This is a genomic window from Vibrio diabolicus, from assembly GCF_011801455.1.
Taxonomy (GTDB): domain Bacteria; phylum Pseudomonadota; class Gammaproteobacteria; order Enterobacterales; family Vibrionaceae; genus Vibrio; species Vibrio diabolicus.
This window is the reverse complement of record NZ_CP042451.1, coordinates 1,981,163-2,005,530: the sequence shown is the minus strand read 5'-3', so window position 1 is coordinate 2,005,530 and position 24,368 is coordinate 1,981,163. Positions and strand designations below refer to the sequence as shown.

Here is a 24,368-nt window from a genome sequence, read left to right as displayed (position 1 = left end):
TAACGATGAAAAATATCGCGCCTCTAGCTCATCAGTTAGAGGCGCTTTTTAAGGAAGAATAATGACAGAACAAAAAACGTGTGCGTGGGCGATGAATCACCCATTAGAGCGCGAATATCATGATTCCGAATGGGGCGTGCCAGTATATGACGACCAAGTCCTGTTTGAATTTATTACTTTGGAAGGTGCGCAAGCTGGCCTTAGTTGGATCACCATTCTTAAAAAGCGCGAAGGTTACAGAGAAGCGTTCGAGAATTACGATCTAGATGCGTTGGAACAAAGAAATGAAGAACACGCTGAATACATCGTGGAAAACTTCGATGTTGTGAGACATCGCGGAAAGATTAACTCGGTATTCAGTAATGCCAAAGCGGCCAAAGCGTTAATTGCTGAATACGGGAGTTTATCAGACGCGTTGTGGCAGTTCGTGGACGGCGAACCAATCGTTAATCAATGGCAACATATGAGTGACGTACCAGCTTCGACAGAGCAATCCAAAGCCATGAGTAAATTCCTAAAAAAGAAAGGCTTCAAGTTTGTCGGTGAAACCATCTGTTATGCTCTCATGCAAGCCGTCGGCATGGTGGATGACCATATTGTTGGATGTCCTAAAAAGCAGAATAAGTAACGTTTGGCTTGTTCAGTTTATATCGTTAATTCTGGCTATCATGGATACGTTCCAAAGCTTCGATTCGACGCCATTGAGCTGCATCGAAGCTTTGTTTTCTTAAAGCAATGATTTCTGCCTGTTTTTCATCTTGCCCTAGAAAATCCCTATTCAGAATCTCTTGACGCTGTTTTAAGTAAGTGGCGAGTTGAGTCTCAAATGATGCTCTTTGCTCATCAAGCTTTTGCAGCCTTTGCGCTCCAGCGTCTCCCACCAGTGCAACACGGGCGATGTACTTATCTTGTGAATCAAGCTGAGAAGCTCGCTCGAGTTGCTCCGTTAATGCGTTATTGCGTTCACTCTCTCGGATGTAATCCGGTTGTTCTGATAACGCTTGATTGAGAAGGTGTGTTTGACTCTCGATATCCGATGCCTGTTTTTTAATCGTCAGCTTTTCCAATGCAAGTTGGCGAAGTCGGTTTTCTTCGTCAAACAATTGAGCTATCTGGACCTCGCTAAAGTATTGAAGTTGTAAATTCAGTATCGCTTCATTCAGCATGGTTAACTGTTCAAGCGTTAGTTGGTTATGCTCAAAAGGCTCCAATGCAGAGAGCGCTTGCTTGTAGGAAAGGTAGGTCTGGAAGAGTTTGGCATCAATATTCAGTGTTTGTTTTGCTAAAGTGTCATCATTGACTTCCGCTTTGATCGTATCGAGATCTTCTTCGCCCAGTCGGCTAAGAGAATATTCGAAGAAGTCTCTTGGGGAAGAGACATCGGCGGCTATATCTTGCTGAGATTGCGAATGGTTAGAGGTTGTCTCTTGTTGTTTGTCGCTTTGCAACAGAGAAAGCGCTCCCACGCCAAACATCGAGAGCAGGATAAAAGTGATGAGAGCGACTTTCTTCATTGTGATGACCTCTTATAAACCTTGAAGTTTGAGACGATTTGCATGTTGGCGATAAAGCGTGACTGGATCGGTTTCAAAAAGATGATGAATACCGAGTAGGCCGTTAATTTCATCCAAATGGTTCATTTGATAATCATCACGTATGACTTTGCCTAAATGTGTGCTGCACGCACCAACTAAGCCATCATTCGGCCCATCAAATGCTAAGCCAAGTACCATCATGGCAGCGTCAGTCGGATCGAAAACGTTTGTAAAAGTGGATGATCCAGTCCATGAGTAGTAATAAACGCCATTTGAAGCCAGCAAGTCACCATTACCACATTCACTGGTAGGAACTCCCTCTGGGTAGTGTTGGTTAAACGCTAATGATCCTTCCGTGGTTAATGCTGCTAGTGAGGCTAAAGGGTCTTGGTCGAGATCAGAACCGCCTGATAGAAGATTAATAAGAGTGGTTAAGCCTTGCGCCAGTTTTACCGCGAGCTGCTCGCTGCCAGAACCCTCAGATACGGTGCCACGAACTAAATCTGCCACTTTAGACCCTTTATTAACGCCACCGATACTCGTAACTGATGCGACTAGGTCAGGACGGACAGAGGCGACGTAGCGCGTTGTTGGACCACCGTGACTGTGACCGATGAGATTGACTTTCTCTGCGCCTGTTGCAGCAAGTAAGGTTTCTACTTGAGCAAGCAGTTGCTCCCCTCTAACTTCGCTGCTGTTGGTCGCGGATACCTGCGCTACATAAACTTTAGCACCGTCTTTCGTTAAGGAATGTGGTATTCCGAAAAAGTAATCTACGCCTGCGAGGGTATCAAAACCAAATAATCCATGAACCAGAACAATCGGATACTTTGTTTGGGTATAACCCGTTGCGGCGTGTACGGTGGTTATTGGGACGGTAATTAAGGTAAAAAGCATTAGCGCTATGAATTTGAGTTTCAAAACTATCTCCTTGTGGTATGACCTCTTATGAATGATAAAAAGTAGGAGAGAAACTCTAAATTTGGAAAGCCTATTTGTGGCACATTATTTCATTCTGTGACTGCTCAATTGAAAAACAACATAAATGATTAACATTAACGAATAGGTGGTGGGAATGTTAGGTAATTCTAATTAAGTCAGCGAGTTATAAAAACGCCCCGCGAAGCAGGGCGATTCAATTACTATTTTAGAGAGACTTCTTTTTCTAAAATTAACGCGTTATAGCGTGCAAAACCAGCCTCTAGATCGGCGATCAAGTCATCCACGTCTTCTAAGCCAATATGAATTCGAACTAAAGTGCCCTCAAAGTGTGGGTGCGCTACGGTTCTCAAGCTGTTAAAGCTCTTTGGTTCGTTAGCAAGAATGAGGCTTTCATACCCGCCCCAAGAATAACCCATACTGAAGTGTTTCATACCGTCAAGCAGAGCCGTCGTCGCTTTTGGATAAGACGTTTTGAGAACAAATGAAAACAAGCCGTTTCCACCAGTGAAGTCACGTTTGAAAAACTCATGGCCAGGGCACGATTCCAATGCTGGGTGGCGGACATGATCAACTTCCGGACGAGAAGCTAGCCACTTGGCGACTTTCAAGCTACTTTCTGCGTGTTGTCTTAGGCGAACATCCAGCGTGCGAATACCACGAAGGCCTAGGTATGCGTCGTCAGGAGAAACGCACTGACCCATCAAGTAGCTTTGTTCACGCAGTTGGGGCCAGTATTTTTCGGAAGCTACGGCTGTACCTAACATTACATCAGAGTGACCAACTATGTATTTGGTGGCGGCTTGAATGGAAATATCGACACCATGTTCAAATGGTGAGAAGTTCACGCCAGCTCCCCATGTGTTATCAAGCATCACAATAATATCGTGCTCGTGAGCAATGCGCGCCAATGTTGGTACATCCTGCACCTCCATTGTGACTGACCCCGGAGATTCTAGGAAAAGGACTTTGGTATTTGGTTGAATCAAATCACGAATACCTTCGCCGATCATCGGATCATAATAGGTAGTTTCGATGCCCATTTTCTTCATGATGGTATTACAAAAATCACGAGTTGGTTCGTAACAAGTGTCCACCATCAGAATGTGATCGCCAGTTTCGACGAAAGAGAGAATCGCATTTGAAATTGCTGCCGTGCCACAAGGGTAGAGAGCACAACCTGATCCACCTTCAATCTCAACCATTGCATCTTGAAAAGCGAAGTGCGTGTTGGTGCCACGGCGACCATAAAATAATGTTTTATTGGTGCGGTTCATGGTGGCTTGGTTCTTCTCTGCAACCGTGTTGAATACCACGGTTGAAGCGCGTTGAACGGGTGGGTTTACAACACCGTTTGTCCACTTTTTATCGCGGCCAGCGGTAATGAGCTTGGTTTTTTTGCCCTCTGACATAAAAGTTCCCTGTCTTAAATATTGCGGTTTTGAATATTTAAAACATGGACGACGTAGGTTATGCAAGGGAAAAGTCGACTATCAGCCAATAACAGCCAAGATGAACAGGTAATGATGTCGAGAGGTATCGTGTAGATAGGGAGCTAAAAGAACAAACCTCCAGCAGGATGCATGTAGCGCTGGAGGTTTTTTAGCCTGTGTATTTGAGGTATTAGAGGAGTGGGTTGAAGAGATAGAACACTCGCTCTAAGAACCGAGAAAATAGGCTCCTTTTCTCCCATTCTTCCAATACAACAGTGTGAGATTGCTTAATATAGCTATCTTGTAACCAAGACATTTGCTTGGTGAACTCTTCGTCATCAACGGCGAGGGTCACTTCGAAGTTCAGCCACAAGCTGCGCATATCCATGTTTACGGTGCCAACTAAACAGAATTGGTCGTCAATTACGACAGATTTTGTATGCAGCAAACCACCATAAAATTCATAAATCTTGACCCCTGCACTCAAGAGCTCACTATAAAAAGCGCGTGACGCCCATTGCACCATCATAGAGTCATTTTTATGTGGAATAATGAGTTCAACGTCAATGCCTCGTTGTGCTGTCATCTTTAACGTTTCGAGTAAATCAGCATTGGGCACGAAATATGGTGTTGTGATTCGTACCGAGCGATTGGCTTGGTTTATTGCCAATGTTAATACTTGATAGATCAGATATTCCGGCATACCTGGGCCAGAAGGCACAACCTGAATAGGGTGTTGGAATTCACTCTCATCGATCTTGCATTCAGGTAGTCTTGGTAAATGACGTTCGCCAGTTTCGACTTCCCAATCCCAACAGTGGATGGCACTCAATACGTTTACCGTTGGTCCTGTAATGCGAACCATGATGTCCACCCAATGCCCAACGCCACTATTTTGCTTGAAGTAAGCCGGGTCAACCAAGTTCATTGAACCTGTATAAGCAATTTCATCATCAATTACGATGATCTTGCGATGTTGGCGAAGATCAAGACGACGTAAGAAAATACGCCACATCTTCACTTCTAACGCTTGAATAACTTCAATTCCAGCATCCTGCATCATTCGATACCAAGGGCTTCTGAAAAAACGCGGGCTACCTGCTGAATCGAGCAATAGTTTGACATCTACGCCGCGTTTAGCCGCTTGGATAAGTGCAGAAGCGACAGAGTCAGCCAAACCACCCGGATGCCAAATGTAGAATACCATTCGAATACTGCTCTGCGCGTTTTCGATGTCTTCAATAATGGAATGCAAAATCTCATTAGGTGACTGTTGCAGCGACAATGTATTACCGCTCAATGCGGGAAGACCAAGGCGGTTGTTACAAAGTTCATCAATTCGGTAGATGTGCCTTCCCATCGTTTCTGGGTTGTGCGCGTTACAGTCGTTAAGTTGACTGAACCACTTCTCGAATGGTGTAAACATCTCTTTTGCGCGTTCGGCCCGTTTTCTGCCTAAGTTCAGTTCACCGAAGAGGAAATAACATGCGACACCCAGAACGGGAAGGATATAAATGATCATTAGCCAAGCTAAAGACACGCTCACTGCACGGCGCTTTAAAACGACACGAATGGTCACACCTGCGACCAGTAACCAATATAGCCCGATGCCAGCTAAAGTAAGAAAGTGATAAAACTTGTCCATATACGCTCAGAGTAATATGCCCTTCTAGGATATTAAGCATAAAAGTGGGTTGGGGGAATAGATTTCCCATTTAGACGTGGGATTGACCTTATATGAGAAACGAATTTCATAACAGATGATTCTGTTATTTTAATGTGAAAAATAAGGCCATTCTTTAACTTTTGAACAAAAAAGCAGCATTTAACCTGCGTGACTCGACACTTGTGCGATAAATGTACTTTTTTGGGGTTCCAATTTTAAAGGGGAGCTGCTTTACTTTCTAGACATAGTGCGTCGAACGCTTATTTTATAAGTGTACAATAATTTTTACATAAACTTTTTAGACGCCTATCTCTATGCATACACAACAAACTAATTTTGGAGAAAAAGCGTGGCTACAACTAATACAGCAGCACCACGTGATACGTGGGGGTCTAAACTAGGCTTCGTAATGGCAGCAGCGGGTTCCGCTGTCGGTTTAGGCAATATATGGAAATTCCCTTACACAGCGGGTGAGAGTGGCGGCGGTGCATTCGTTGCTATCTACCTTATCTTTGTTATTTTTATCGGCTTTAGCGTGATGCTGACAGAGTTCGCTATTGGTCGTAAGACAGGTCTTTCTGCCGTAGGTGCATTCAAAACAACTGACCGACGCTGGACGTTCACTGGCGTTATGGGAGTCTTCAGTGGTCTTTTGATCATGGGCTTCTACCCAGTGGTTGGTGGTTGGGCATTGGCCTACATCTTTAAAGTGGGCGGTGGTCTACTCAGCGCGCCAGAAGCAATTGGCGACAGCTTTGGCGGTTTCATCTCAGATCCGATTCAACCTTTAATGTGGATGGGTGTTTACCTGTTCCTCAACGTCATGATTGTGATGAAAGGTATTTCGGGTGGTATTGAGAAAGCCGGTAAGGTTCTGATGCCGCTTCTGTTCTTAATCCTAATCGTTGTTTCTGTTAAAGGCTTGATGCTGCCAGGTGCAATGGCTGGCCTTGAGTTCTTATTCATGCCGGACTTTTCTAAAGTCGACAGCAACGTGGTTCTTGCTGCACTAGGGCAGGCGTTCTTCTCACTTAGCTTAGGTATGGGTTGTATGATGACGTACGGTTCTTACCTGAAGAAGAAAGAGAACCTAGTTCAAACAACCGGTATGGTTACTGCGATGGATACAGGTGTAGCGATTCTTGCTGGTGTTGCTATGTTCCCTGCTATGTTTGCCTTTGGCATGGAGCCTGCGGCAGGCCCTGGTCTTGTATTCGTTGTCGTTCCTCAGCTATTTGCTGAAATGGGTGGTGTGATTGGGTTGCTATTCGCGTTGCTATTTTTCATCGGTTTGACGGTGGCGGCATTAACTTCTTCAGTATCACTATTGGAAGTTGTCGTGTCTTACCTAATCGACGAGAAAGGCATGAAGCGCTCTAACGCAGTTCTGTCTGCAAGTGCAGTTATGGCGGCATTATGTATTTTTGCGTCACTATCGTTAGGTGGAATGGGACCAACGCTGTTTGGTACCGGTGCCTTTGATATCTTCGACTTGCTAACGGACAAAATCTTCCTAGCGGTTGGTGGTATGTTGGTTTGTATCTTTGCTGGATGGCGCCTAAGCCGTGCTGAGCTAGAAAAAGAGATCACTAATGACGGCGAAGTATCTTTCCCGCTATTTGGATTGTGGTACAACCTAGTTAAATACCTGATTCCTGTTGCGATCGCTATTGTTGCCTTCATGGGGATTAAGTCGGGCTTTGACAGTGGCAAAGGTGAAATCATGCTGCTGGGTATCGCGATCATTGGTCTTGCTGGTATTTTCTCTAGAAAGCTCTAGCTCAGGCCTTGGGGCAAGCCTCGATAGCTTTGTCCGATAACTTATGTATACTGCTGGCTCCAAACGTGGAGCCAGTTTTTTTATGTTCGATATTCTACATACCCATCCCGATTTTCTGATCATCAATAAGCATCCCAACGTCTCTGTTCATAAAGACGATGGCGACACAATGCTGCTGCAAGAAGTGGCCAAGCAGAGTGGTGATGAGCAGCTCTATCTTATCCATCGCTTGGATAAAATGACATCGGGTATTCTGCTCCTCGGACGCAACGCCAAAGCGGCCAGTGTGTTATCGCAAGCCTTCGCTGACCGCCAAGTGGAAAAGTTCTATCTGGCGATTGGCTCTAAAAAGCCGAAAAAGAAACAAGGTTTGGTCGTTGGTGATATGGAGCGTTCGCGCCGTTCATCATGGAAGCTGGTCAACAGCAAAAATAACCCAGCCGTCACCCAGTTTTTCTCTCTTGCGGCAGAGCCAGGAGAGCGCCTATTTTTATGTAAGCCACACACTGGTAAAACGCATCAAATCCGCGTGGCATTAAAATCGGTTGGCTCAGGTATTATTGGTGACCCGATTTACAATGCAGGCAATGAGGCTGATCGCGGTTATCTGCATGCATTTTCACTTTGCTTCCAATACCGAGATGAGCAATATCGCTTTGTTTGCGACCCACGAGAACACAAAATGCTTGGTAAAAAATGGCACAGTGAGACCGTCTCTCAGGGTTTGGATACTTGGCTTTCCCCTTGGGAACTGAACTGGCCTACGATCAAATAACCGTCACAAAGAAAACTAATAAGAGAACTCGATGCAAGCATCACAACTTCCGCTGTTCTTTCAGCATCTAGAAACCGAGCTCGCGCAAGCTCCGAATGAAATTCGTCGACTGTTTCATGGTCGTGGCCGCCGTTTTGAGGGCCTAGAGCAAATTACCTGTGACTGGTTACAAGGTCAGTTGATCATCAACTTGTTTAAAGAAGTCGACGACGCGTTTCTCGCTGAGCTGAAAAGCGGCCTCAATGCGTTGGCACAATCACAACTGTGGGCAGATAAGCAAGGTCGCACTATGGTTCTTCAGCACCGTTATGCCGATGGTGCGCCTTCAGAAGTGCTTGTTGGTGAATTAGACGCTCGCCCTGTCGTTGAAGAAAGCGGTTTGAAATACCAATTGGATATTGGCCGCAACCAAAACTTCGGTCTGTTTTTGGACATGCGCTACGGTCGTGATTGGGTACGGGAAAATGCGAAGCATAAAAACGTGCTTAACTTGTTTGCTTACACGTGTGGCTTTTCTGTCGCTGCCATTGCGGGTGGTGCAGATAAAGTGGTTAACGTCGACATGGCGAAAGCGTCGTTGTCTAAAGGTCGTGAGAACCACAAGCTAAATGGTCATAACATCAACCAGGTAAGCTTTATGGGGCACGATATCTTTAAATCGTGGGGTAAGATTAAAAAATCTGGTCAGTATGACTTGATTATCATTGACCCACCTTCATTCCAGAAAGGCAGCTTTGCACTGACCAAAGACTACAAAAAGATTCTGCGTCGATTGCCTGATTTGTTGGCAGACAGCGGTCAAGTGATGGCATGTGTGAACTCGCCATCTGTGACAAGCGACTTCTTGATTGAAAGCATGAAAGAAGAAGCGCCAGAGTTGACATTCCGTGAGCGTCTGGATAACCCACCAGAGTTTATGGACGTAGACAGCGAAGCAGCATTGAAAGTGTTGCTGTTTAGCCAGAAGCAATGACGACGAAACGAAAGTTGTACCTATCTATAATACCAGCCGTTTGAGTACGGCTGGCATCTCCGCGATACCCCGTCAATCTGAATAGCGAGACACGAGTGTGATTCAGAGTCTATTATCAGAATGAGTTATTCCTAACACGCTGATATTAGGTTTCTGATCTCGCCTAGGCTCGTCGGAATGACGGGAAACAATAAAAGATCGATACCAGCAGCATTAACCGATCTGCACTTCAAGATCCGCTTCGATGGTTGATGAGCAGGCGAGCACATAGCCTTGTTCAATTTCTTCTGGCGTTAATGTTTCTAGGCTGGTGGAAGAGACGCTGCCTTGACGAACCTTGCATTTGCACGAGCCACAAATGCCGCTACGACAAGCGACGATTAATGGTAAACCTGCGCTTTCAAGCACATCGGCTAGTACCTGACCTTTTTGCGCATCGATGGTTTGAGCAAAGTCAGGAGCAGAAACACGAACAACTTCATCGGAGACCGATGTTTCTGCGCCAGTCGCTGGCGTAAAACTCTCTTGGTAGAAGTTCGTCATGTCAAAACCAAGGTCATTCAAATAGCCGTGAACATCTTGCATGAACTGACTTGGACCACACAGGTAAACGGTGCGTTGCTTGAAATCAGGAACAAGCTCTTTAAGCCAGTCGGCATTCAAACGACCTTGTGGGTGTGACGTTCCTTCGCGGTTTTTCAGCAACAGCTTTAAATGGAAGTTGGGATACACAGCGTCGAATGTTTCTAGCTGATCGTAGTAAATCGTCTCTTCAGGGCTGCGTGCGATATGAAGAAATGCGATGTCCACATCGTTGTCGTTTTCATCTTGCTCACTCAGCCAGTGTTTTGCCATCGAAAATACGGGCGTGACGCCGCAACCTGCACTGATAAGTAAGGCTTTTGTTTCGCCATCACGTAAAAACGGTGGATGGTCAATGCAGTTAAATTCGCCCGCTGGGGGAAATGCTTGAACGGTATCACCAAGCAGCAGCGAGTCAACGATGTAGTTCGATACTTTACCGCCAGATACTCGTTTGATGGTGAGTTGAAGGTGATCGTCTTCATTGATCGAGCTGATTGAATAGGCACGAAACTCCATTTTTCCATCAATTTCGACGCCTAAGTTAATAAACTGGCCAGGCTTAAACTGAAACAGAAGTGATTCGGTTAGTTCGGCCAATTTGATGCTGACGGTGTCGTGTGTTTCGAAGTATTTGTCGATGCAACGGAGCGTGACGGGTTGGTTACCTTGCCATTCAAAAAACATAACAATCTCTTTGGTTGTGGCTATTTTTAGTTCGAAATAGATAGCGCCTCCACGTAAGGAGGCGCGTAACAAGCAGGTTTATTAGGCTGCTAGGATGGCTTTTAGATCATCCTGAACATTGCCAATACTGCGCATATCGAACTTCTCTTGGATGATGGCGATTAGGTTTGGCGTCAGGAATGCCGGTGCAGTAGGGCCTGTGTAAATGCCTTTCACGCCCAATGCAAATAGCGTTAGCAAGATAACGATCGCTTTTTGCTCGAACCAAGAAAGTACAAGCGTGAGTGGCAGTTCATTGATGTCACAGTCAAACTCTTTCGCCAGTGCAAGTGCAAGCTGGATTGCAGAGTAAGCATCGTTACATTGGCCCACATCCAATAGGCGAGGGATGCCGTTGATATCGCCGAACGTATTCTTGTTGAAGCGGAACTTACCACACGCCAACGTCAGGATTAGCGTGTCTTCTGGTGCTTCAGCCGTAAAATCGGTGTAGTAGCTACGTTCCGCTTTATCACCATCACAACCACCGACTAGGAAGAAGTGTTTGATGTTGCCTTGCTTCACTTGGTCGATAACCGCAGGGGCGGCGTTCATCAGTGCATTGCGACCAAAACCAACCGTGATATGGTGTTCGATTTCATCGTGTTGGAAACCGTCTTGCGCTAGAGCACATTCAATCACTTGGCTAAAATCATCGCCTTCGATGTGAGCCACACCAGGCCAGCCAACAATACTACGAGTGAATAAACGGTCTGCGTATTGACCCACATTTGGATTCAACAAGCAGTTTGACGTCATTACGATTGCACCAGGGAAGTTGGCGAATTCTTTCTGCTGGTTTTGCCATGCGCTGCCGTAGTTACCGACAAGATGAGAGTATTTCTTCAGCTCAGGGTAGCCGTGTGCAGGCAGCATTTCACCGTTGGTGTAAACGTTAATGCCTTTGCTTTCGGTCTGTTGCAGGATTTTTTCTAGGTCATGCAAATCATGGCCAGAAACAAGAATACATTTGCCTTTTACTGGCTTGACGTTCACTGTGGTTGGTTCTGGATGACCGAAGGTCGTTGTTTCACCTTGGTCGAGCATTTCCATCACTTTGTAGTTCATCAGGCCAATGCGCATTGAGCAATCAAGTAGTTCGCCGAGATCTTCAGGATCGGTGCCCAACCACGCCATGATTTCATGGTATTCGGCATAGATATCGTTGTTGGTTTGCTCAAGAACACGTGCGTGCTCCATGTACGCGGCTGCACCTTTAAGTCCGTATAGGCAAAGTAGGCGTAGGCCAATAACATCTTCATGTACTTGGTCTTTACCACGGTTAACCGCGACTTGAGGGGCAAAAGCTAAGATCGCTTCTGCGCTGTTTGGTAGCTCAAAGTGAGCAACCGCAGGAATGTCAGCGACTTCGGTATCGGTAAGCGTTGCTGCAGACATCACTTGCTCTTTTAACAATGCTTTGTACGTTGCAGCTTGAGAAGTTAACTCTAGGATGCGTTCAGGGTCGAAGTTAACGTTCGTCAATGTAGAGAAAAATGCCTTGGGTGCCCATTGGTTGATTTCATCGTTAATTATGTTGAATTTAAGTGCTTTTGATGCCCAAAAAGAAACCCCTTGCAGTGTGTAAACCAACACGTCTTGTAGGTCTGATACTTCAGAAGTTTTGCCACACATGCCTTGTGCAAAAGAACAACCTTTAACAGCAGGGGTTTGAATTGTCTGTTCACATTGAATACAGAACATATTGGGTTCTCCAGTGATTGTTTTAATAGTCGTGATGTTGACCACTAGAGAGCAGAATGCGTGCCAATTATTATCTTATTGATTTATATTTAATTTTATCGTTTTTAGATGAGTGATTGATGTAATTAATACAACGCAGTTGATGTCTTAATTACATCGGCTTCTTGTGGTTGGTTATTTATTGATCCCGAGCTTTTTACCCATTCGATATAAGTTCCCGCGATCCATTTGTAAAAACTCCGCTGCTTTTGCCCAAACGCCACCAGTTTGGCTCAAAGCATGTTCAATTAAATCACGCTGATAGCTTTCTATCAGCTCCCGCATTGGTTGGCTTTCTTTAGGCAGATAATGCGATGTGTTTTTTACATCATCGAGAGCCAATGAGGTGTCGAAATGGTTAAGCATGATTGTGCTCGCGCCTTGTTGAATGGCGTGTAAAGCCGCGCGAGTTAAAGTGTGTTCGAGCTCGCGTACGTTTCCGTACCAAGGCAAAGACTCCAGTTGAGTCAACACCTTAGGATGAACGTGCAGATTGGGCGCATTAAATTGTTGGCGTACCTTTTCTAACAGATATCCGGCTAAAACGGGAATATCACCGTCACGGGTACGAAGTGGGGGGACTTGGATTGGGAACACGTTCAAACGGTGGAAAAGGTCTGCTCGAAACGTGCCAGCTTCGACCTCTTTTTCTAATTGTCGATTGGTCGCGGCGATGATGCGCACATTGACCATCAAATGTTGATCGCTACCTACTCGTTGCAGCTCGCCTTGCTGAATAACACGCAGCAATTTTGCCTGTAAAATCAAAGGCAGTTCGCCCACTTCATCAAGGAAGATAGTCCCGCCGTCTGCCAGTTCAAACTTACCGGCGCGATGGCTATTGGCTCCAGTGAATGCGCCTTTGACATGGCCAAACAGTTCACTCTCAGCCAGACCTTCAGGCAGGGCCGCACAGTTGACGTAAATCATCGGCTTATCGCTACGATGAGATTGCGCGTGCACCGAGTGCGCGACCAGTTCTTTACCAGTACCGGTCTCTCCTGTGATAAGTACCGCGTAATCCGATTGAGCAACGGTTGCAATGTTGTTTCGTAACTGGTTGATCTGCTGGCTCAAGCCTACCATTTCGCCATGTTGAGAACGGGCTTGCTGGATAAGGGTTTGAGTGACGCTTTTTTGCTTCTGGTTTTGCGCTTTGAGTGCTTTTAATTGAGCAATGTTACGCAATGTCGCAGCGGTCAAAGCCGCAAAGGTTTCGATAGCGACAGGGTCAATGTCATCAAACGCGCCCACCGTTAGAGCATCCATAGTTAGTGCGCCAACAAGTTGGCCTTCTACATACAAGCTAAAGCCCATGCAATCGTGAACATCAATGCACTGGTCTTCGGTTAATAGTGTGCCGTCAAAAGGATCAGGCAGTGAACAATCGGCATCGAAACGCACCGGTTCGCGGCTATGAATAATGGCATCTAAGCGTGGATGCGCTTTGGGGAAATAGCGACGACCTAAGACCGAGCTGGATAAGCCTTTTACCGCGACAGGAGTCAGAAACCCATCCTCATCGAAGATAAACAGGCAACTAGCATCACATGGGAATACTTGCGCGACCCCATCAATGAGGTTTTGATATTGCTGTTCGTGAGAGCGATTAGAGCTGAGGTTTAGCGCGATATTAAGGAGTACGTGGTCAACAGTCGGAGTCATAACAAGCCCAAAGTTATCTGGAATGGGCTCATGCTAGCAACTTGATGTCATTTGAACATCGAAAGGTGTGGGAGATTGATGTTCCATTGACGACGATCAAACTTGATACAAATAGAATCGCGCAAGCCGATAAGTAAGCAATGTACGCTTGCGCGGATTAAGCTCTTTGAAACAAAACAGCAGACCAATGGAACGGAGTCATCGTGTTCAAATTAGCGAGGTACAACCCTTGCGTCATTACCAGACATGTTGATTTGAACCGCTTGGCCTGGCTGAAAAATCATGTTTGGGTTTGCTTCTTGAACGACAGAGATTATTTTTCCATCCTCTAAGCGAATGGTCAGATTCACACCATTTCGTTTCGCGGTTGCTTCAGCGGCTTTACTGCCGGCATAACCACCCAGCAGACCACCACCAATAGCTGCGATATCCGAGCCAGAGCCGCCCCCGACTTTTGAGCCTAATATACCACCCACGGCGGCACCAGCGATTGTACCTATGGCGTTGGATTGGGTAGAGGCATCAATGGTTACTGGTTCAACTTTTTCAATCGTTCCGTAGTAAACCTGCTGAACTTTGCGTGTGTCTGAAGAGCCGTATGCATCTCCGTACGGGTTAGGTGAGGTACAGCCGCTAAGCATAACAATACAAGACATGATGAGCAGCATACCTAGCTTGACGTATTTTTTCATATAGCCTCCGAATGATTTCTCTCCATCCAAAGAGTATATACCCCAATTTAATATATGCTTTAGTGTTATATAAAACAGGTACTTAGCGGCTGTTCTCTCAAGAAAACGTGAACTTCTAAGTGGTTTAATGGCCTTTAAGCGTATGAAACCCAGAGTAAATACGTGTGAATGTGGTAAACCAACATGCTGCACCAAAGATATAAGCAATGACGGCAAAGTGTTGCGGTAACAAACAAAATAGCACCAAACAACCAATGGTTTCAGTACCTTCGGTTAAACCGCTCATGTAGTAGAGAGATTTGTGTTTATACACTGGATTATCGATGCCTTGTTTGCCTGCCATGATGGCAAAAGCCAAAAAGCTGCTTCCCGTCCCGACAAAGGAAAAAATCAAAAATGCCCCTGCAATGGCATTTTGTTCTGGGTTTGCCAACACAAAACCAAAAGGAATCAGGGAATAGAACAGAAAATCCAAGCTGATATCGAGAAAACCACCCGCATCGGTAATGCCTTGAATTCTCGCCAGTGCGCCGTCTAATCCATCACAGATTCTGTTCAGCAAAATAAACAGCAACGCCAACAAGTACTGTTCGGCGATCAAAGCTGGTAGGGCAAAACAGCCAAGCACAAAACCAAATACTGTCGTCTGATTTGCGGTGATGCCACATTTATCGAGGTATGTCGCACTGATGGCCAGCGGTTTGCGGATGAGCTTTATACTCAGGCTATCAAGCATGGTTTGTCTCCCACGGCCAATTTAGGCAGCGGCTGCCATTAGGAATATCATCCTCATCGTGCGTTACCATCAAAGTAGGGATGTTCGCTTGCTGTAATTGTTCGACCACCCAATTGCGAAATTGTACACGCAGGTCTTTATCCAACTTGCTATAGGGTTCATCAAGTAGCGCAACTTTCGGCTTTGCCAGCAGCATACGAGTCAAAGCAATCCGGGCACGTTGTCCTCCGGAGATTTGATCTGGGAAGGATTCGGCAAGTTTGGTCAATGCAATGTTCTTCAGTGCTTGCATGGCGTGTGCTTTACGCTCCTCACCTTTGATTGAGTTTGGTAGCGCGAAGGCAAGGTTCTCCCACACCGTCAAGTGGGGGAAGAGCAAATCGTCTTGGAATAGAATACCGACCTGACGCTTATGGGCAGGGAGGGCATCCAACTTTTCGTTATCAAGCGTAATGGATCCAGAGTAGTTGAACTCGGCGGATAGGTGCCCAGCAATAGCATCCAACAAAGTGGATTTACCACAACCACTTGGTCCCATCAGAGTAACAATTTCACCTTTCTCTACGGTCATGTTGAACGCAGAAAAAAGCGTGTCGCCATTGGCTTTACGGATGGCGAGGTTTTCGAGACAAAGACTCATTCAGTAGTAAACCTTTTATAGACAAGCGGCGATACTTCACGTGTAAGCGGCTTAGTAGTATCGCAAAAGAGAAGAACAAGAACGGCAAGAGTGCTTGCCAAATGGCGTAAATCGCGGTGACACGTCGGTCAAAACCACTGGATAGCGCAACGGCTTCGGTTGTAATGGTGCTAATGCGCCCAGCCCCTAGCACCAATGTCGGCAGGTATTGCGCCAGACTTACGCTAATCCCAACCGCCCATGCGAATGTAATCGCAGGTAGGAGGATTGGCAGTTTCACTTTTAACCAAGCTTGCATCGGTGTTTTACCCAAGCTGAGTGCGACGCGAGTTAAGCCGTTATCGAAGCTGCGCCATGGACCGTCTAGAGAGAGGTAAATAAATGGGAACGCGAAGAACACGTGCGCCCAGCATACCCAAAAGAAATACGCGTTGCTGTTTAAGTACAGCGTCACTACTTGCATACCGAATAGCACGGATAGCTGAGGAATCAGCATTGGGATGGCGATGATGTAACCGGGCACCTGCCAGCGATAACGAAGGCGATACTCATGTGCGATCAAGGCAAGAGCTAGAGCGACGGTCGCGCTGATAACGGCAATCAGCATGCTCTGTTCCAGCGTACCAAGAATGCTGTGCCATTCGTATTCCCAAAAACGCAGGCTATAACGGCTCGGTAGTAAATCTGGAAAGCGCCAGCGTTGAGCAAAGCTCCATACCACCATGAGCGGAATCATTAGAAGTGCGAGTAGCGCGATCAGTGAAAATAGGGTTTTACCGGGTAAACGAAACCCGTTTCGACCAGAGTACTGCCAGCGTTTGAAGCCTTTGGTAATACACCATTCCATCAAGCGTGCAAATCCAATCAAAAGGCTAGCGATCGCAAACAACATGACCGCGCCTGCGGCAGCTCTTGGTAGAAGTGATAAATCAGGATCGTTAAACCACTGCCATACCAAAACCGCAAACGTCGGTGGGTTGGTAGGGCCAATAATCAATGCAACATCAACAACCGACAAGCTGTAAGCCAATACCGCCAGCATTGGAAAGCGCAGTTTTGCTATCCATTGTGGGAATACGCATTTCCACCACGCTTGCGCCGAACTGTAGCCCATCGAATGACTGACTTTTTCAATCTTATCGACTTTCAATTGCTGAAGAATTGGAATACTCATCAATAATAAAAACGGCACTTCTTTAATCGCAAGCATGATGACCAAACCGAGTGCATGCGGGTCTTTAATCAGCAATGCTAAGTCATTCACCGTTTGTGCATTGGGATCGTAACCAAACAGTTGGTTGAGAACACGGACGCCCATACCAGTTGGTGCAAACAAGAACGCAAAGCCAATTGCAAACGCGACATGCGGCATAGCGAGAAGTGGGGAAAGGCTAACTTCAATTTTTCGCCAAAACTTGCTGCCCCACGATGCTTGCAAAATCGCAAATGTGATCAAGCAAGCCAAGTAGCTACTGAAAATGGCAGAGTAGAAAGTAAGCCCGATGGATGTCCAAACACCCTCCCAATCAAAAACAGCGTTAAAGCCATCTAAAGAAAAGTGGTGCAAGCCGATAGGAGGCACATAACCGAGCGCAGAGACCACCACTCCGAGTAGTCCCGGAATGGTAGGCAAAATACAAACTGCGATAATGACTAAATATAGCGCTCTTAACATGGGCTCTTATTAATTTCCGTAGCGTTTCAACCATTCTTTTTCTAAGGCAGATTGCCAGCTTGGATGCGGCTCAGCGATAGATTTGAATTGTTGAGTATTTTTAGCCGAACCTGTTAGGTATTGGCTGCTTAGCACTGAAGGATCGCCCCAGATGTTAAGGTTACCTTTGCGAGATTGTGCTTCAGGGCTCAATAAAAAGTTTATCGCAACTTGCGCACCGGCACTGGCATTTGCGTTCCAAGGAATCGCTAAGAAGTGAATGTTTGAGAGTGCACCTGCGTCCATCGCATACGCTTTGGTGCTTTCTGCAAGATTACCGCTCGACTGCGCAGAGAAAACCGCGTTCGGGTTAAAGGTAATTGCCAGGTCAGTCTGACCATCATCCAGTAGTTGAAGGGTTTCTGCTGTACCACCTGGAAACTGTTTACCACCGCGCCAAGCGACTTTATGGAACTCATCTAGGTAAGCCCACAGCGGTTGAGTAACTTGTTCAAACGTGTCATCGGTAACTGGTTTTTGCAGAGCAGGGGCGTTGTTAGACAGTTCAATGAGTAATGCTTTAATAAAGCTTGTGCCATGAAACTCTGGTGGGCGAGGGTAAGTTAGGCGATTTGGAAACGCCTTTGCGTAACTCAGCATTTCAGCAAATGATCGAGGAGGGTTATGCAGGGTTTGCTCATCATGGATAAACACCAATTGCCCCACACCCCAAGGTGCTTCCAAACCTTCAGTCGGCTCTGAAAAATCCACATCAATTGGCAATGATTTATCGACGTATTGCCAGCTTGGCAAACCTTCAACAAAAGGACCAAACAGCAATTGGTTATCCTTCATTGATTTGAAGTTTTCGCCATTGATCCAAACCATATCAACACTGCCACCGCTGTTTTTACCTGCGGCTTTTTCTGCGATAAGTCGAGTGGTGGTCTCAGAAATATCGGTGACTTTAACGTGGTTTAGCGTCACGTTATAACGCGATTTTAGCTCTCTACTCGCCCACTGGATGTAGCGATTAATTTCTTGGCTTCCGCCCCAAGCATGAAAGTAGACGGATTGTCCGTCGGCTTGTTGTTCGATTTTTTGCCATTCATTAGCAACCGATGAGTTGGCAAAAGAAGATGTCGCGAAAGTGGTGGCTAAAATGCCAACGGTACTGAGTAGCTTTTTCATATCTATTCCGTGTTATGTCTTTTTATTCTCGTTTCCGGCGTTATTGACGTCTAAACAAGTCGCTCCGCTTTGTTACAAGGATAGTAATCCATCTCTCTCTATTATCAATGCCAATCCCAAACGGAATCACTCATTGATTCAAAGAATTATTCTCAATGTGAAGCAAAACGAAGAAAGGACAATTCTGGTGTCGTTTTAGGTATACAAGAGCGGACCGCTTGTTTGACGATATTCTTTCAAGTAATTGAAAATTATTGTCCTCAAGCAACTTCGATATGTTGATTTGGAAGACTGAACCCGCGTCGTAGACGTTGCGTTGAGGGCGTAAAGAGGGAAAGAGTTTGTCGTTTTAAACGATTTTGCTAACCGAAACGTGCGAAACAGACATCCTGCCTGCTTTGATATGGATTAGGATGCATAAAAAAGCAGCCATTTTATGGCTGCTCTTAGAATATGAAATGGGACTTAGTTTACCCAATCACGCAACTGAAACGTTAGTTCGTGATCGTCATTTTTAAGCATTAGCCCTTCTTTGGTTAGCGTTATATCACTCCATTCAGTAAGAGTTTCAGACATCGCTTGCTCAATTTTCATTTGGTCATCCATACACATCTTCATGGTCATTCCCATTTTTTCGATGCGTAGTTGATTGTTTTTTAGTTCAGCTTGACCAAAGAAGTTGTTACACCCCGCGTTACCATTTGCAGTCAGATTTTCTCCGATTTCTAAGCGAGGCGCTTGCTGACGTTCTTTTAATTCGATGTTTTTACCATCAATCTGAACCAGCTCCCAATTATGGTGCTGTAAATCTTGAGCCGTAATTTCTTTCACATTGTCACCGTTGCTAGCACATGCAGTCATAAGAACAGGAAGAGAGATTGCTGTAACTAACGTTTTTAGGCTAAGCTTCATTTTATAGACTCCGTTTTTAGAAAACGTGGTAAGTATAGGTAATAAAACACTGTTTTTGTCAGCATAAGGTAATAGTTTCGTATTACTGTGACAGAGTCCAGTTTATATACTCAAACGGCTTCGAGGTGCAAGATGTATAGCACGGTTGGGAGCGTATATTGAAGTCGTTATAATATCATTACAGCACAGCGAGCAAAAAACGGTTAGAGCATGGAGCAACTAGAGTTTTTTACCGTCCCAAACCCTTGCGTTGGTATTTGTAGTGTTGACGAGAAAGGGTATTGCAAAGGATGTATGCGTAAAAGAGAAGAGCGATTTAACTGGCTCACTTATACCCCTGCTCAACAGTTGCATGTAATTAAGCTATGCCGTCAGCGCTATAGAAGAAAGGTATTGGCAGGGAAGGGAAAGGCAGAAGAGTCTCAAGAAGAATTATCACCACAGCAAGATCTCTTTTAAATTTCGAATTATCCCGGCTCGGCAATAATCAATGATGAGCCGGGACTGTATTAGCTCTTACTATGCGGTGCGTGTAAGGCAAGTTCGCTAAATTCGCGCTACTTCATTGACCAACGGTCACTGACCCATCCCCCAGCATGTTCGTCAAAGTGGCTTCCTGAAAATCGATGATTGAATTCAACATCTAATTTACTAGTAGGGCGTTCATCCATCAGTTGATGAATGTATCTCGCCATAGGGTCCGTGCAAGCTTCGCGCTCTCTACGGGTAACCACTTCTTTGATCATTTGAAGTCTGTAGCTATTGCTGGCTCGTTTCATTTTTGACCTCCTGAACTCGATGGCAGCAGTTTGAACATATTGACGTCCAGATCGCTGCTCATTGGTGAACGCTTGGCGGCGAATCACCTTCGTTTTAGGTCAAAAAGACAAATTGTTTGAGAGCAGTGTTTGTAACGCCATTCACATCTTTCCTAGAATCATCCACTAAGCTACGAAACTTCATAGCGAAAAGTTAGTTGATGAATCTGTATTTTCGAAAGACCTTATCAAACATAGAAGCCCAGCACATGGGCGTCAACAGCACAAATGAATAATTTTTGAACACTTTATGAAGGGCGATAATTTTCAGCACTTTAACGAAAATAAAAAAACCGAAGCGTCACGCTTCGGTTTTTAGGGTGGCTCTGACGGAACAACTTCTAAAAGCTCTTCACGTCAGAGTGTAAGGTGTTTTTAGCTATTAGTTGCTGGGCAACCTTTCACAGCTTGACCGTTACTGAAATACTTGATGTTTTCTAAGTTCTTGTTGTAGCTATCCGCAGAGATCTGTGGGTTATTTACGAAGAACTCACGTAAAACGTATGCATCGGTTAGCTGGGTAGATTGAACATCGATGATTGGATAGTTATCGCCACCAGCAGCACTGAAGCTGATTACAGAGAATGTGTACGTTGCGTCTAGATCGAAGCCTTTATTGTTAATGTCGGTAATGGTTACTGAACCAGTATCACAATTTACATCTAAAGTGATGTTATCTAGTTGAGCGTAAGCACCAGAGCCTGCAGATTTCGTCGCAACCACATCTAGGTATTCTTTAACTTCTTTACCTGTCATAGTTGCTTTAGTCACGAAGTTACCGAACGGCTGGACTGTAAGTACATCACGGTAAGTGATGTCACCATCTTGGATTGAATCACGCACACCGCCAGAGTTCATCACACCAAAGTCAGCACCTACCGTTTTGTAAGTACGGTATGCCTCGCCCAGTAGATGACCTAGGTTAGTTTGTTGAGAGCGAACTACGTTACGATCACCTTCTAACTTACCCGTCGTATTAGAAATCTTCTCATCTAATAACTCTTGACCTTGCTGTTGGTATGGCAGTAGTAACGCTTTTACCGTCGCATCTTGTTGAATGCGTTCACCGATCACTTCATCGTTGTCGTCCAAAAGGTTTACAGGAATCAGTGCGTAGTTCGCTAAGTGAAGCTTGCCGTCGTAATATTCGAAGTCCGCACGACCCACATATTTACCCCACTCATGCGCTTGCATAATCCAAGTGCCTTTTTGTTGGTCTGGCGCGCAATCATCACCAGGTTTGAAATCAGCATACTCATTGGTACCTGGCTCCATACACACTGGGTTTTGTGAGTGACCACCGATGATAGCGTCTAGTTGTCCCTCTTCAAGAGAGCGAGCGAGCTTCACGTCCCCTGGTGCTTCACTACCATTATTACCATCTTGGTAGTGACCCATGTGCGTCGTTGCAAATACTAGATCTACTTTTTCGTTTTCTTCGATTTCCTTAAGTACTTTTTTGATTTCAACTTGAGGGTCTTCGAAGTGGATGTTTGATACGTTGTCTGGATTAACGAGCTTCGCCGTGTCCTGGGTGGTTAGACCAATAACAGCGATCTTAAGGCCGTTGATAGTAAATACTTTGTAAGGGTCGAAGTAACGCTCATTGGTATCTTTCTTATAGATATTCGCAGCCAGCATAGGGAAGTCAGCTAGCTCAGCTTGCATATCGAGAATATCTAGTGAGTTATCAAACTCGTGGTTACCGACAGCCATTGCATCGTAACCAAGTAGGTTCATCCCTACGAAGTCTGGAACCGCATCTTGCATGTCTGATTCTGGTACGCCGGTATTAATATCACCGCCAGACAGCAGAATGGTTTCACCGCCTTTTGCTTCGACTTCTGCGCGAATAGATTCGATTAAAGTGTGACGCGCAGCCATGCCATATTCGCCGTCGCTGTTATGCCAAAAGCGACCGTGGTTATCGTTAGTGTGGAGAACGGTGAACTTAGTACAAGAATCTGCAGTCTCGCAGGTTACTGGAGAATTATCGCTGTCTGAGCCGCATCCTGCTAGCGCAGCGCCCACTGCCATTACCAAAAGAGATTTGGAAAACTTCATAAGGGATCCTTTCTTTGTGATTTTGTTATTGTTACGGCGTGAAATATACGGAATTAATGTGAAACTTTAGTGATCTATCTCTTATTTATACTTCTATCGGAGACATGAATTAATAAGCCTGCAAACTACGTCTCCAATTAAACAGAAATAGTTTTTAGTATATTGAAATTAGAGGGAGGGGGTTATTTTGTGAAGTGGCCAATTGAATGAATGTGGTTTGTGTGAATCAATGCGCATTTTTGCGAAGTATAGCGCTGATTTTGGTGATTATTTTGCCAAGTTCATGTTTTTCTTAGCAGCTATGACACAAATCGTTATAAATTTTCGCTCTGATGATGAGAGAAATGTGTTGTATATAAAATGATCACTGTAAAACCTAAACTCGTTTGATCTTGGCTTACTCTGTTTAATACAACCAGAAATGGTATTTCTCTCTTTACTATAATTGCGACCGTTTAGAAATCTTATGCCTTAGATATCGTTTATTTATTCTTATTCGATACCTTACCGTGTTTATCCCGCTTTCGATACCCGGATGTTAAAACAAATAGATTCAATCTAATGAGCGAAAGTGAAACGTAAATAACGTGGCGTTTTCTTCGGATATTACGATGTGCACTATCATTGAATTAATGAAAATGAAATGGAGTAATGTAAAGCGTTGCATCTGTGGCTGCTCGCTTTGAGCTTCGATTCAAAGAGTAGGGTTGAAAGAATTTGTAAGTGGCGAATTTTAAGAAAGGATAGTAATGAGATACACAGTAAGGAACGCAGTCAGAGAGGAAGCAACTCAAATCGCCAAGATACATGCTGATTCGTGGCAGGTAGCATACAAAGGGTTAATGCCACAGAGCTACATCGATCAGTTTACGATTGAGCGCCGAGAAAGGATGTGGACGCGAGTCATGACTGAGCAACTGGCCCAATTGATCGTCGTTGAGAGACAGGGGGAAATCGTCGGCTTTTTAAGTTACGAACTACCTAACCACACCTGTGAAGATAAAACGGCGTGGGTAACATGTTGCTATGTCTCTCCTTTGCATTATGGGCAAGGGGCAGGGAGTGCATTGTTAGATGAACTAGAAACGCGTCTACTCTCTACGCCCGTTATGCAGATAAGCTTGAAAGCACTGGATACCAATAAACAGGGGCTTAACTTTTACAAGAAGTGTGGTTTTGTGCGTACTGGAGAGGAAGAGGCGGAAATCATTGACCGTATGACGCTGACGGATCTCACTTTAGTGAAGTACATTGCCCGTTCGTAAATCAATTGTTATATGCCACATATAGTAAAACCCCGGAGGTGGTAAGACTCCGGGGTTTTGAAATTTTTTAGATGTCTCGGTTGGTAAGTCCGATTATCTTTAATGCAAAAGGTTTGGATTTAATCCGATTAATTCCTTGGTAGGGAATTAGATACGGATGAAGTCCATGTGTTCAACTTTTGGCTTGAACGCGTGACGTTGAACGTCTTGTGGCTTAACTTTAACTTCTTTGCCATCGATAACTAGAACTAGGCCTTCGTAGAATTCAGGCTTGTCCATTTGGTTTACGATGTCGTCGTGGTTAAGAACGATAGCTACTGCTGCTTCTTCACCGCCGTATACAACTGCAGGGAATTTGCCAGCGTGACGTAGGCGGCGGCTCGCACCTTTACCTAGTTCAGTACGTACTACTGCTTCGAATTTCATAGTATTTACTCTCAAATTAGTAAAAATCAAATGTTCACAATCAACAATGCGACCTTGTTGTTCGTGGTAAAGCTTGAAACAGGAACTGTTCAAGCGAGCGCGGATACTATCATTCCACTTATAAATGGGCAACCCAAATCGTCCCCAAATCAA

General features: G+C 45.1%; 22 protein-coding genes. 6 read left to right on the top strand and 16 right to left on the bottom strand.

Going from position 1 to position 24,368, the window contains the following annotated elements; genetic code table 11:
* Nucleotides 1-61: 61 nt before the first annotated feature.
* A complete protein-coding gene (locus tag FR741_RS09555; protein ID WP_167426713.1) occupies nucleotides 62-628 on the top strand; it encodes a DNA-3-methyladenine glycosylase I in 567 nt (188 codons plus the stop codon).
* A gap of 25 nt (nucleotides 629-653) precedes the next feature.
* Here FR741_RS09555 and FR741_RS09550 read toward each other — a convergent pair whose 3' ends face one another.
* The 4 genes from FR741_RS09550 to cls all read right to left on the bottom strand — a co-directional run bounded on the left by FR741_RS09550 (nucleotide 654) and on the right by cls (nucleotide 5,552).
* Nucleotides 654-1,514 (bottom strand): lipase secretion chaperone, encoded by an 861-nt coding sequence (locus FR741_RS09550; protein WP_167426712.1) that lies wholly within the window; start codon nucleotides 1,512-1,514, stop codon nucleotides 654-656.
* A gap of 12 nt (nucleotides 1,515-1,526) precedes the next feature.
* Nucleotides 1,527-2,456: an esterase/lipase family protein gene (locus FR741_RS09545; RefSeq protein WP_005393281.1), complete on the bottom strand. Its 930-nt coding sequence runs from the start codon at nucleotides 2,454-2,456 to the stop codon at nucleotides 1,527-1,529.
* Between the two features lie 221 nt (nucleotides 2,457-2,677).
* Entirely contained in the window at nucleotides 2,678-3,886 is a 1,209-nt protein-coding gene (locus tag FR741_RS09540; protein ID WP_085343097.1) for a cystathionine beta-lyase, read from the bottom strand.
* A gap of 211 nt (nucleotides 3,887-4,097) precedes the next feature.
* Nucleotides 4,098-5,552 (bottom strand): cardiolipin synthase, encoded by a 1,455-nt coding sequence (gene cls / locus FR741_RS09535; protein WP_005378105.1) that lies wholly within the window; start codon nucleotides 5,550-5,552, stop codon nucleotides 4,098-4,100.
* 430 nt (nucleotides 5,553-5,982) lie between these two features.
* On the opposite strand from cls, the gene FR741_RS09530 reads away from it, so the two are divergent.
* The 3 genes from FR741_RS09530 to FR741_RS09520 all read left to right on the top strand — a co-directional run bounded on the left by FR741_RS09530 (nucleotide 5,983) and on the right by FR741_RS09520 (nucleotide 9,101).
* Entirely contained in the window at nucleotides 5,983-7,353 is a 1,371-nt protein-coding gene (locus FR741_RS09530) for a sodium-dependent transporter (protein ID WP_043884644.1), read from the top strand.
* Nucleotides 7,354-7,435: 82 nt separating this feature from the next.
* On the top strand, nucleotides 7,436-8,128 hold the full coding sequence (locus FR741_RS09525) for a TIGR01621 family pseudouridine synthase (RefSeq protein ID WP_167426711.1): 693 nt from the start codon (nucleotides 7,436-7,438) through the stop codon (nucleotides 8,126-8,128).
* Between the two features lie 31 nt (nucleotides 8,129-8,159).
* Nucleotides 8,160-9,101, top strand: coding sequence for a class I SAM-dependent methyltransferase (locus FR741_RS09520; protein ID WP_167426710.1), 942 nt, complete (start codon nucleotides 8,160-8,162; stop codon nucleotides 9,099-9,101).
* A gap of 213 nt (nucleotides 9,102-9,314) precedes the next feature.
* Here the strand turns inward: FR741_RS09520 and FR741_RS09515 are convergent, their stop codons facing one another.
* The 9 genes from FR741_RS09515 to FR741_RS09475 form a co-directional block, all read right to left on the bottom strand.
* A complete protein-coding gene (locus FR741_RS09515; RefSeq protein WP_167426709.1) occupies nucleotides 9,315-10,370 on the bottom strand; it encodes a hybrid-cluster NAD(P)-dependent oxidoreductase in 1,056 nt (351 codons plus the stop codon).
* An 81-nt stretch (nucleotides 10,371-10,451) separates the two neighbouring features.
* The gene (hcp, locus tag FR741_RS09510; RefSeq protein WP_167426708.1) at nucleotides 10,452-12,113 is read right to left on the bottom strand and encodes a hydroxylamine reductase; all 1,662 of its coding nucleotides are present in this window, start codon (nucleotides 12,111-12,113) and stop codon (nucleotides 10,452-10,454) included.
* A 174-nt stretch (nucleotides 12,114-12,287) separates the two neighbouring features.
* Nucleotides 12,288-13,817, bottom strand: coding sequence for a nitric oxide reductase transcriptional regulator NorR (gene norR / locus FR741_RS09505; protein WP_167426707.1), 1,530 nt, complete (start codon nucleotides 13,815-13,817; stop codon nucleotides 12,288-12,290).
* A 212-nt stretch (nucleotides 13,818-14,029) separates the two neighbouring features.
* Nucleotides 14,030-14,509, bottom strand: a complete 480-nt coding sequence (locus tag FR741_RS09500; RefSeq protein ID WP_012841939.1) for an outer membrane lipoprotein — start codon at nucleotides 14,507-14,509, stop codon at nucleotides 14,030-14,032.
* A 124-nt stretch (nucleotides 14,510-14,633) separates the two neighbouring features.
* Nucleotides 14,634-15,245 (bottom strand): CDP-alcohol phosphatidyltransferase family protein, encoded by a 612-nt coding sequence (locus FR741_RS09495; RefSeq protein WP_053807232.1) that lies wholly within the window; start codon nucleotides 15,243-15,245, stop codon nucleotides 14,634-14,636.
* A complete protein-coding gene (locus tag FR741_RS09490; RefSeq protein WP_020903950.1) occupies nucleotides 15,238-15,885 on the bottom strand; it encodes an ATP-binding cassette domain-containing protein in 648 nt (215 codons plus the stop codon). Before FR741_RS09490 ends, FR741_RS09495 begins: the two co-directional genes overlap by 8 nt.
* Nucleotides 15,851-17,560 (bottom strand): ABC transporter permease, encoded by a 1,710-nt coding sequence (locus tag FR741_RS09485; RefSeq protein ID WP_167426706.1) that lies wholly within the window; start codon nucleotides 17,558-17,560, stop codon nucleotides 15,851-15,853. The genes FR741_RS09490 and FR741_RS09485 overlap by 35 nt, the downstream gene beginning before the upstream one ends.
* A gap of 9 nt (nucleotides 17,561-17,569) precedes the next feature.
* Nucleotides 17,570-18,730 (bottom strand): ABC transporter substrate-binding protein, encoded by a 1,161-nt coding sequence (locus FR741_RS09480; protein WP_167426705.1) that lies wholly within the window; start codon nucleotides 18,728-18,730, stop codon nucleotides 17,570-17,572.
* Nucleotides 18,731-19,195: 465 nt separating this feature from the next.
* Nucleotides 19,196-19,642, bottom strand: coding sequence for an META domain-containing protein (locus tag FR741_RS09475; protein ID WP_005393252.1), 447 nt, complete (start codon nucleotides 19,640-19,642; stop codon nucleotides 19,196-19,198).
* Between the two features lie 210 nt (nucleotides 19,643-19,852).
* On the opposite strand from FR741_RS09475, the gene FR741_RS09470 reads away from it, so the two are divergent.
* A complete protein-coding gene (locus FR741_RS09470) occupies nucleotides 19,853-20,101 on the top strand; it encodes a DUF1289 domain-containing protein (protein ID WP_012841935.1) in 249 nt (82 codons plus the stop codon).
* Nucleotides 20,102-20,199: 98 nt separating this feature from the next.
* Here FR741_RS09470 and FR741_RS09465 read toward each other — a convergent pair whose 3' ends face one another.
* A complete protein-coding gene (locus FR741_RS09465; protein WP_005393249.1) occupies nucleotides 20,200-20,421 on the bottom strand; it encodes a hypothetical protein in 222 nt (73 codons plus the stop codon).
* 414 nt (nucleotides 20,422-20,835) lie between these two features.
* Nucleotides 20,836-22,524 carry a bifunctional UDP-sugar hydrolase/5'-nucleotidase UshA gene (gene ushA, locus FR741_RS09460; protein ID WP_167426704.1) on the bottom strand — a complete coding sequence of 563 codons (1,689 nt, stop codon included), beginning with the start codon at nucleotides 22,522-22,524 and terminating at the stop codon, nucleotides 20,836-20,838.
* Nucleotides 22,525-23,273: 749 nt separating this feature from the next.
* Here ushA and FR741_RS09455 point away from each other — a divergent pair.
* Nucleotides 23,274-23,789, top strand: a complete 516-nt coding sequence (locus tag FR741_RS09455) for a GNAT family N-acetyltransferase (RefSeq protein WP_167426703.1) — start codon at nucleotides 23,274-23,276, stop codon at nucleotides 23,787-23,789.
* Nucleotides 23,790-23,936: 147 nt separating this feature from the next.
* Here the strand turns inward: FR741_RS09455 and rplY are convergent, their stop codons facing one another.
* Nucleotides 23,937-24,215, bottom strand: coding sequence for a 50S ribosomal protein L25 (gene rplY, locus FR741_RS09450; RefSeq protein WP_005393245.1), 279 nt, complete (start codon nucleotides 24,213-24,215; stop codon nucleotides 23,937-23,939).
* Nucleotides 24,216-24,368: the final 153 nt, after the last annotated feature.

What these genes read in the sequence shown, in the direction of transcription:
- FR741_RS09555 (WP_167426713.1), top strand. Translation starts at nt 62, where the DNA reads ATGACAGAACAAAAAACGTGTGCGTGGGCGATGAATCACCCATTAGAG.
- FR741_RS09550 (WP_167426712.1), bottom strand. Translation starts at nt 1,514, where the DNA reads ATGAAGAAAGTCGCTCTCATCACTTTTATCCTGCTCTCGATGTTTGGC.
- FR741_RS09540 (WP_085343097.1), bottom strand. Translation starts at nt 3,886, where the DNA reads ATGTCAGAGGGCAAAAAAACCAAGCTCATTACCGCTGGCCGCGATAAA.
- cls (WP_005378105.1), bottom strand. Translation starts at nt 5,552, where the DNA reads ATGGACAAGTTTTATCACTTTCTTACTTTAGCTGGCATCGGGCTATAT.
- FR741_RS09530 (WP_043884644.1), top strand. Translation starts at nt 5,983, where the DNA reads ATGGCAGCAGCGGGTTCCGCTGTCGGTTTAGGCAATATATGGAAATTC.
- FR741_RS09525 (WP_167426711.1), top strand. Translation starts at nt 7,436, where the DNA reads ATGTTCGATATTCTACATACCCATCCCGATTTTCTGATCATCAATAAG.
- FR741_RS09520 (WP_167426710.1), top strand. Translation starts at nt 8,160, where the DNA reads ATGCAAGCATCACAACTTCCGCTGTTCTTTCAGCATCTAGAAACCGAG.
- FR741_RS09515 (WP_167426709.1), bottom strand. Translation starts at nt 10,370, where the DNA reads ATGTTTTTTGAATGGCAAGGTAACCAACCCGTCACGCTCCGTTGCATC.
- hcp (WP_167426708.1), bottom strand. Translation starts at nt 12,113, where the DNA reads ATGTTCTGTATTCAATGTGAACAGACAATTCAAACCCCTGCTGTTAAA.
- norR (WP_167426707.1), bottom strand. Translation starts at nt 13,817, where the DNA reads ATGACTCCGACTGTTGACCACGTACTCCTTAATATCGCGCTAAACCTC.
- FR741_RS09500 (WP_012841939.1), bottom strand. Translation starts at nt 14,509, where the DNA reads ATGAAAAAATACGTCAAGCTAGGTATGCTGCTCATCATGTCTTGTATT.
- FR741_RS09495 (WP_053807232.1), bottom strand. Translation starts at nt 15,245, where the DNA reads ATGCTTGATAGCCTGAGTATAAAGCTCATCCGCAAACCGCTGGCCATC.
- FR741_RS09490 (WP_020903950.1), bottom strand. Translation starts at nt 15,885, where the DNA reads ATGAGTCTTTGTCTCGAAAACCTCGCCATCCGTAAAGCCAATGGCGAC.
- FR741_RS09485 (WP_167426706.1), bottom strand. Translation starts at nt 17,560, where the DNA reads ATGTTAAGAGCGCTATATTTAGTCATTATCGCAGTTTGTATTTTGCCT.
- FR741_RS09480 (WP_167426705.1), bottom strand. Translation starts at nt 18,730, where the DNA reads ATGAAAAAGCTACTCAGTACCGTTGGCATTTTAGCCACCACTTTCGCG.
- FR741_RS09475 (WP_005393252.1), bottom strand. Translation starts at nt 19,642, where the DNA reads ATGAAGCTTAGCCTAAAAACGTTAGTTACAGCAATCTCTCTTCCTGTT.
- FR741_RS09470 (WP_012841935.1), top strand. Translation starts at nt 19,853, where the DNA reads ATGGAGCAACTAGAGTTTTTTACCGTCCCAAACCCTTGCGTTGGTATT.
- FR741_RS09465 (WP_005393249.1), bottom strand. Translation starts at nt 20,421, where the DNA reads ATGAAACGAGCCAGCAATAGCTACAGACTTCAAATGATCAAAGAAGTG.
- ushA (WP_167426704.1), bottom strand. Translation starts at nt 22,524, where the DNA reads ATGAAGTTTTCCAAATCTCTTTTGGTAATGGCAGTGGGCGCTGCGCTA.
- FR741_RS09455 (WP_167426703.1), top strand. Translation starts at nt 23,274, where the DNA reads ATGAGATACACAGTAAGGAACGCAGTCAGAGAGGAAGCAACTCAAATC.
- rplY (WP_005393245.1), bottom strand. Translation starts at nt 24,215, where the DNA reads ATGAAATTCGAAGCAGTAGTACGTACTGAACTAGGTAAAGGTGCGAGC.